This is a genomic window from Streptomyces sp. NPDC014995, assembly GCF_043080745.1.
Classification (GTDB): domain Bacteria; phylum Actinomycetota; class Actinomycetes; order Streptomycetales; family Streptomycetaceae; genus Streptomyces.
Map to the genome: position 1 here is coordinate 85,652 of NZ_JBIBVX010000025.1, position 7,560 is coordinate 93,211.

Sequence of the window (7,560 nt, forward strand, 5' to 3'; positions counted from 1 at the left end):
CGGCGCGCTGACGGCGCCCCGATCCCTGCCTGCCGTCGGCAGACCCGCGCCCGGCACACGAAGGCCGGCTCAGGCGCCTTCGGACGGCCGCTCTTCACCGTGCCCCCTGGGCTGCGTCCACCTCGAACGGCCGGCGGTATCGCGGTGCGGGCGGCCGCCCCGCGCGGTCAGGTGGTCCCGGGGACACAGGTGCGCAGGCCGACGACGTGGTTCTGGTCGAAGCCGTAGCCGGCGAAGGTGGCCGCATCGCCCGGAGCGAGGGTCCGGCAGGGGGCCGGCCGGCCGTTGGCGTACTCGACGGTGACGCTCACGGTGGTGTCGCAGTCGTTCACGACGGTGGTGTAGCGCCAGTCGGAGTAGTGGTGCACGCACTCGGGTGCGGGTTTGGGAGGCGGATCGGCGGCCTCGGAGCGGCCGCCCGCCAGGCCGGGCAGCAGGGCTGCCAGCGTGGCGGCAGCGGTGACGGTGACCTGTACGAGGAGATGCGGCATGGCTCTTCCTGTGAGGAGGGCGATGGGGCAGCGCCATCCTTGTGGGGCCTTCACGGCTTGCGCAAGAAGATGAATGTGTTTTCAGACGTTGTCCAACTCTGAAGCAAAACCCCTGTTCACATGCGATTCATGAGCCTGCAACGCTTGCAGAGCACAGGGTTTTCGGAGGGATGCCGACCGGGCTGCGCGCGGGTGCGCGCGGTGTGAGACTGCTGTCGGGACGATCGAGAGGCGAGGTGGTGGCGGCGTGCCGGCCCGGCCTCAACCTGACCGTGACGTCCACCCGCCCGACCCCCCGGGCAGGTCCCGGCCCGCCTCCGGTGCACCGGAGGTTCATCGGCATGACCACAAAGCGATAACAGCGTGCAACTGTAAGGGAGTCGGTGGAGTCTAGTCCGCCATGAAGATCTCTTTCCTGATTCACAACGCCTACGGGATCGGAGGCACGATCACCACCACGTTCAATCTGGCCCAGGCTCTGGCCGAGCGGCACGAGGTGGAGATCGTCTCCGTGCTGCGCCACCGCGAACGCCCCAACTTCACGCTGGATCCGCGGGTGTTACTCCGGCCTTTGGTGGACCTGCGCCAGGAGAAGAACCATCCGCTGCATCTGCGACCGGCGCAGGTGTTCCCCGCCGCCGAGTACCGCTACCGGCAGTACAGCGAGCTGACCGACCAGCGGATCGGCGAGAGCCTCGCGGCGACCGACGCCGACGTGGTCATCGGCACGAGACCGGGGCTCAACGTGCATCTCGCGGTGCAGGCCCCGCAACGGGTCGCCCGCATCGGGCAGGAGCACCTCACCCTCGACAACCACTCACCGCGGCTGCGCACCGCGCTGCGCCGGGCCTACCGCCGGCTCGACGTGCTCACCACGGTCACGGAGGCGGACGCCGCCGCCTACCGGCGCAAGATGCGACTGCCCGGCGTCCGGGTGGAAGCTCTTCCCAACAGCGTCCCCGACCCGGTGCTGCCCGCCGCGGACGGCACCGCGAAGGTGGTGGTCGCGGCCGGCCGGCTGGTCCCGGTCAAGCGTTACGACCTGCTCATCGAGGCGTTCGCCCTGGTCGCCGCCGAACACCCGGACTGGCAGCTGCGCATCTACGGCAAGGGCGAGGAACACGCCCGACTGCAAAGGCTCATCCACGACCTCGGTCTGTACGAGAACGCTTTTCTGATGGGCGCGGCAGCCCCCATGGAGGCGGAGTGGGTCAAGGGCTCGATCGGCGCGGCCACGTCCAGCTTCGAGCCGTTCGGCATGACCATCGTCGAGGCGATGCGCTGCGGACTGCCCGTGGTGAGCACCGACTGCCCGCACGGACCCCGCGAGATCATCGAGGACGGGGTCGACGGCCGGCTGGTACCGGTCGGCGACCGCGACGCGCTGGGCGCCGCGCTGCTGGAACTCGTCCGCGACCACGAGCGGCGCCGGCTGATGGGCCGTAAGGCGATCGAGAACGCGCGACGGTTCGCCCCGGTCCCGGTCGTGCGGCAGGCCGAGCGCCTGATCGACGAGGCGATCTCCGCGAGGACGACCGGGCGACCGATCGCCCCGGAAAGCACCCGGATCCACCGCACCCTGATCAGCCAGGGCTTCGCCGCACGCGACGTCGCCCACACCGCGGCCGGCCGCGCGCTGCGCACGATACGGAGGGGACGGCGATGACCGAGGCATCCCGCACGACACCAGGCACACACCCGCGTGCCGACTGCACGGTGGACACGGACGGCCGGATCGTCTTCTCCCTCCGGACAGGCGAGGCGGTCGCCTCCCCGTCATCCCGGTCGCCCCGGTTGCTGCTGCGGCTGCGCACCGGGAAGGACCAGCCCGAGGAGGTCCTGCACGTCCTCGATCTGGAGCCCGGGGACGACGGCCGCCGACGTGCCGTCCTGGAGCCGCGGCCCACTCTGACGGAAGGGCGGTGGGACGTGTACCTGCTGCCCGAGCCGGGAGCGGAGCGGCAGCGGCTGCGCCCCGGTCTGCGCGACCTGCGGGCCCTCGTCGACGGACAGTCCCGTGACTGGCCGGCACCGGTGGCCGTACGGGTTCCGTACACCACCAAGGACGGCTACCTCGCGGTACGGGCCTGGCTGCGCACCGCCCACGCGGAGGTCGAGGGCATCGACGTCACGGACCGGTCGGTGACGGTCAGGGCCCGGCTGCACGGCGCCTCGCTCTCCGGGGAAAGCGCCGTACTCCTGCGCCCGCGGGACGGGAACGGCGCCGAACGCTCCCTGGCAGCACGCCCCGGGGGCGACGGCCGGACGTTCTCCTTCACCGTCGACCACGAGGAGCTGGTCACCGACGGCGGCACCGCGAGCCGCGTCTGGGACATCGGCCTGCGGACCGCATCCGGCACTGAAGCCCCTTCCCTCCGGGTCGGCCGTCTCCTGGACGACATCGCGGACCGCAAGGAGATCTTCGTCTACCCGGCGGCCACGGTCGGCGCAGTCGCCGTACGTCCCCGCTACACGATCGACAACGACCTCTCCGTGGAGGTGACACCGGCGACGTGACCGCGCCCGCCGCCGGCCCCGGTGGGCCGCGGCGCCGGGCGGCCACCGCCTCGGCGGCCACCGCCCGGCGGCCGTCGCGGCGGCGTTGTCAGTGGTGGCGGGCAGGATGACGCCCATGACAACACCTGTTGCAGTGATCGTGGACGCCGTCGGCTACGCGCAGGCGGTCGAGGACGCGGTGAAGGCGTCCGCCGCCTACTACTCGGGGGGCACGTCGGCGCTGGACGACGACGCCTACGACCGGCTGGTGCGCGGTATCGCGGCGTGGGAGGCCGGCCATCCCGAGCAGGTGCTGCCCGACTCGCCGACCGGGAAGGTCGCCGGCGGAGCCGTGACGGGGGACGTGCCGCACACCGTGGCGATGCTGAGTCTGGACAACGTGTTCTCCCCGGAGGAGTTCACCGCGTGGACCGCTTCCCTGGCCCGGCGCGTCGACCGCGACGTGGAGCGGTTCAGCGTCGAGCCGAAGCTGGACGGTCTCGCGGTCGCGGCCCGCTACAGCCGCGGCCGCCTGACGAGACTGATCACCCGGGGCGACGGGACGGCCGGGGAGGACGTCTCGCACGCCATCGGCACCATCGAGGGCCTGCCCGCCCAACTGGCCGTACCGGTCACGGCAGAGGTGCGCGGCGAAGTCCTGATGACCACCGCCCAGTTCGAGCACGCCAACGACGTGCGCACCGCTCAGGGCGGGCAGCCGTTCGCCAACCCGCGCAACGCCGCGGCGGGCACCCTGCGCGCCCGGGACCGCGCCCACACCGTGCCGATGACGTTCTTCGGCTACGGCCTGCTCCCCCTCGCGGACACCGGGACCGCGCTCGCCGCCCGGCTGCGCGAGAGCGCGCACAGCGACCTCATGGACCAGGCCGCCGGGCTCGGCGTGAACACCACCGCCACCACCGCCGTACCCGGCATCACCGCCCGCACCGTGGAGGAGGTCCTCGCCCGGGTGCAGGAGATCGCCGCGCTGCGGCCGGAGCTGCCGTTCGGGATCGACGGCATCGTCGTCAAGGCCGACCTGGCCGCCGACCAGCGGGCCGCCGGCTGCGGGTCGCGGGCACCGCGCTGGGCGATCGCCTACAAACTGCCGGCCGTCGAGAAGATCACCCGCCTGCTGCAGGTGGAGTGGAACGTGGGCCGCACCGGAGTCATCGCCCCCCGCGCCGTCCTGGAGCCGGTCGAGATCGAAGGCTCCACCATCACCTACGCCACCCTCCACAACCCCGCCGACATCACCCGCCGCGACCTGCGCCTGGGCGACCACGTCATGGTCCACCGGGCCGGCGACGTCATCCCCCGGGTCGAAGCCCCCGTCGCCCACCTGCGCACCGGCGACGAACAGCCCATCGTCTTCCCCGACACCTGCCCCCGCTGCGGCTCCGGCATCGACACCGGCGAGCAGCGCTGGCGCTGCGAGAACGGCCGCGACTGCCACCTCGTGGCCTCCCTCTCCTACGCCGTCGGCCGCGACCAGCTCGACATAGAAGGCCTCGGCCACACCCGTGTCGTCCAGCTCGTCGAGGCCGGCCTGGTCGCCGATCTCGCCGACCTGTTCGCACTGACCCGCGACCAGCTGCTCGGCCTGGACCGGATGGGCGAGACCAGCACCGACAACCTCCTCGCCGCGCTCGCCGCGGCCCGGAACCAGCCGCTGTCCCGCGTCCTGTGCGCCCTCGGCGTCCGCGGCACCGGCCGCTCCATGTCCCGCCGCATCGCCCGGCACTTCGCCACCATGGACCACCTGCGCGCCGCCGACGCCGAAGCGATCCAGCAGGTCGAGGGCATCGGCACCGAGAAGGCACCGTCCATCGTCGCGGAACTCGCCGAACTCGCCCCGCTCATCGACAAACTCGCCGCGGCCGGGGTCAACATGACGGAGCCCGGTGCCACCCCGCCCACCACGACGGACACGGCCGCCGACGGCGGCACGGTGGCCGCTCAGCGGCCGGCCGGCCCGCTGGCCGGCATGTCGGTGGTGGTCACCGGCACGATGACCGGCCCCCTGGAGAAGCTCAGCCGCAACCAGATGAACGAACTCGTCGAACGCGCCGGCGGCCGCTCCTCCTCCAGCGTCTCCAAGAAGACCACCCTGGTCGTCGCCGGCGAAGGAGCGGGATCCAAGCGCGTCAAGGCCGAAACGCTGGGCGTGCGTCTGGCCACCCCCGACGAGTTCGCCGCGCTCGTCGCCGACCACCTCGACTGACGTACCGCGGACGGGCCCGGCTACCGCGTCGCGAGGGACAGGTGCGCGGACAGCGCGCGCAGGAAGTCGGGCGCGTCGAAGAGCTCACCGGCGGAGGCGACACCGACCGTCCTGGTCCGCCCGGTGAGGATGCGGTGGACCGCTTCCACCGCGAGCGGCGCGCTGACGGCGTAGATGTCCTGCCCCCGCGCCACAGCGCGCCGTTCCTCTCCCCCGGAGCGCACGACGACGTCGACCAGGAAGGTCTGCGCGGACCGCCCCCGCTCGTCGGCCGCGGCCGGTGCCGGCGTGTCCGGAGCCGACAGGTCCCTGGCCGCCTCGAGGGTCATGTAGGTGCGCACCTCGGGAATGCGCAGGTGGCTGGGGACGGTGACGACGTCGGCCATCGTGAACTCCCCGATGACGGCCCGGGTGCCCAGCGGGTCGGGAAAGGCCCACTCCAGGACCGGCGGGTCGTCATCGCGGTACTCCAGCCGGCCGTTCGTGTAGCGGACGCGTCGGCCGCCGCGCCGCGCCCGGGAGATCCTGCCCGCGGCGCGCGTCCCGGCAGTGGGGTGCCAACTGTTCAGCCCGTACGCGATGTGCGCCTCGTCGGCGGACGTCCAGTCGCCCATCGCCGCGGTGACCAACAGGTCGCCGAGACCGCCGTAGAAGGCCATCGCGGGGACGACCACGGCTCCGGCGGCGCGGGCGCGGTCCGTGTAGTGCGCGAACGTGTCGACGTTGGCCTCGATCTCGGCCGCCACGTCCACATACGGGATCCCGGCGCGCAGTGCCGCCTCGATCAGGGGGGCGGCGGTCGTGGTGAAGGGCCCGGCGCAGTTGATCACGGCCGCCGCGCCGGCGAGTGCGCGGTCGAGCGAGGCCGCGTCGTCGACCGACGCGGGCCGGATGTCGGGCCGGGAATCGGCCGCCGCCAGCGCCCGCAGCCTGTCGGCGTCGCGGCCGGAGAGCACCGGGGCGAACCCGCGCTCCCGCAGCTCCGCCACCACGAAGCGTCCGGTGTGCCCGTACGCGCCGAACACCGCCACCGCGTGCCCCGTACCCATGTCTTCTCCCCGCGTTCGAATGATCCGCCGGGGACATCCTGACGAGGACGGACACCCCGGCACGAGTGTCCGGAACGACATGCCCCATACAATTCCGGACATGGGAACTGTCGCGCTGGCCGTCACCGACGGGATGCTGCACTTCGAACTGTCCGTGGCGTACGAGGTGTTCGGCGCCGCCCCGGACGGCGTGGCCGTCCCGTGGTACGACGTCGCCGTCTGCGGGCCGGACGCCGTGCGGGTGGGCCGGTTCCGGCTCGAGCCCGACCACGGGCTCGACCGGCTCCAGCACGCCGACACCGTGATCGTCCCCGCCTGGGCGGACGTCGACGAGGACCCGCCCGCCGACCTGGTCGACGCGGTGCGCGCGGCCCATGAGGCAGGCGCGCGCGTGGCCTCCCTCTGCACCGGCGCGTTCGTGCTGGCCGCCGCCGGCCTGCTGGACGGGAAGCGCGCGACCACGCACTGGGCGCACACCGGGGCCCTGGCCGCCCGCCGCCCCGAGGTGGAGGTCGACCCGGACGTGCTCTACGTGGACAACGGCAGCGTGCTCACCTCCGCCGGCAAGGCCGCCGCACTGGATCTCTGCCTGCACCTCGTCCGTCTCGACCACGGCTCGTCGATCGCCAACGCCGTCGCCCGCCGACTCGTCGTGCCGCCGCACCGGGCCGGCGGCCAAGCGCAGTTCGTCGCCGCCCCGGTGCCCGCCCGGGACGACCACCCGCTCGCCGCACTGTTCCCCTGGGTGGTCGAACGTCTCGACCACCCGCTGACCGTCGAGGACCTGGCACGCCAGGCACGGATCAGCTCACGCACCCTGGGCCGCCACTTCCGGGCGGCGACCGGCACCACCCCGCTGCAATGGCTGCTGACCCAACGGATCCGCCGTGCGCAGGAGTTGCTGGAGACCACCGACGACAGTGTCGACAGCATCGCGGCCGCCACCGGCATGGGCACCGCCACGACACTGCGCCGCCACTTCAACCGCACGGTCGGCGTGCCTCCGGACACCTACCGCCGCACCTTCCGCTCACGCTCCCGCCCCCACCCGGACGCCACCGCGCGAGCCGCCACCGCACCACTGCCCCGGTCGAATGACTCGGGCCGGAGGCGTTCACCCAGCTGAGCGCCTGGAGTGGTGGCGGTCCGATAAGTGACTGACGGTGGACCACGTCGAGGTCGAGTCAATTCGGCTGACGAAACGTCGGCTGCTCGGTCTCGGCGGAAGGAAGCTCAGATGCGCTCTGCTCGCCTGCTCCTGGCCACCGCGACGGCCTCGGCCGCCCTCGCCCTCGCCGCA

6 protein-coding genes are annotated in these 7,560 nt (G+C 72.7%); 4 read left to right on the forward strand and 2 right to left on the reverse strand.

Annotated elements, in window-relative coordinates:
* Positions 1 to 167: 167 nt before the first annotated feature.
* Positions 168 to 491 (reverse strand): alpha-amylase, encoded by a 324-nt coding sequence (locus tag ACF1A1_RS36645; protein ID WP_392006118.1) that lies wholly within the window; start codon positions 489 to 491, stop codon positions 168 to 170.
* Between the two features lie 400 nt (positions 492 to 891).
* Here ACF1A1_RS36645 and ACF1A1_RS36650 point away from each other — a divergent pair, with 400 nt between their 5' ends.
* The 3 genes from ACF1A1_RS36650 to ligA all read left to right on the forward strand — a co-directional run bounded on the left by ACF1A1_RS36650 (position 892) and on the right by ligA (position 5,211).
* Complete coding sequence (locus tag ACF1A1_RS36650) at positions 892 to 2,157, forward strand: glycosyltransferase family 4 protein (RefSeq protein WP_392006120.1); 1,266 nt, start codon at positions 892 to 894, stop codon at positions 2,155 to 2,157.
* Positions 2,154 to 3,008 carry a transferase gene (locus ACF1A1_RS36655; protein ID WP_392006122.1) on the forward strand — a complete coding sequence of 285 codons (855 nt, stop codon included), beginning with the start codon at positions 2,154 to 2,156 and terminating at the stop codon, positions 3,006 to 3,008. The genes ACF1A1_RS36650 and ACF1A1_RS36655 overlap by 4 nt, the downstream gene beginning before the upstream one ends.
* Before the next feature lie 106 nt (positions 3,009 to 3,114).
* The gene (gene ligA / locus ACF1A1_RS36660; protein ID WP_392006124.1) at positions 3,115 to 5,211 is read left to right on the forward strand and encodes an NAD-dependent DNA ligase LigA; all 2,097 of its coding nucleotides are present in this window, start codon (positions 3,115 to 3,117) and stop codon (positions 5,209 to 5,211) included.
* 20 nt (positions 5,212 to 5,231) lie between these two features.
* On the opposite strand, the gene ACF1A1_RS36665 is transcribed toward ligA, so the two are convergent.
* On the reverse strand, positions 5,232 to 6,260 hold the full coding sequence (locus ACF1A1_RS36665; protein ID WP_392006126.1) for a saccharopine dehydrogenase NADP-binding domain-containing protein: 1,029 nt from the start codon (positions 6,258 to 6,260) through the stop codon (positions 5,232 to 5,234).
* A 100-nt stretch (positions 6,261 to 6,360) separates the two neighbouring features.
* On the opposite strand from ACF1A1_RS36665, the gene ACF1A1_RS36670 reads away from it, so the two are divergent.
* Positions 6,361 to 7,386 carry a helix-turn-helix domain-containing protein gene (locus tag ACF1A1_RS36670; protein ID WP_392006128.1) on the forward strand — a complete coding sequence of 342 codons (1,026 nt, stop codon included), beginning with the start codon at positions 6,361 to 6,363 and terminating at the stop codon, positions 7,384 to 7,386.
* Positions 7,387 to 7,560: the final 174 nt, after the last annotated feature.

Excerpts from the sequence above, each read along its gene's own strand:
- ACF1A1_RS36645 (WP_392006118.1), bottom strand. The coding sequence starts at position 491 with ATGCCGCATCTCCTCGTACAGGTCACCGTCACCGCTGCCGCCACGCTG.
- ACF1A1_RS36650 (WP_392006120.1), top strand. The coding sequence starts at position 892 with ATGAAGATCTCTTTCCTGATTCACAACGCCTACGGGATCGGAGGCACG.
- ACF1A1_RS36655 (WP_392006122.1), top strand. The coding sequence starts at position 2,154 with ATGACCGAGGCATCCCGCACGACACCAGGCACACACCCGCGTGCCGAC.
- ligA (WP_392006124.1), top strand. The coding sequence starts at position 3,115 with ATGACGCCCATGACAACACCTGTTGCAGTGATCGTGGACGCCGTCGGC.
- ACF1A1_RS36665 (WP_392006126.1), bottom strand. The coding sequence starts at position 6,260 with ATGGGTACGGGGCACGCGGTGGCGGTGTTCGGCGCGTACGGGCACACC.
- ACF1A1_RS36670 (WP_392006128.1), top strand. The coding sequence starts at position 6,361 with ATGGGAACTGTCGCGCTGGCCGTCACCGACGGGATGCTGCACTTCGAA.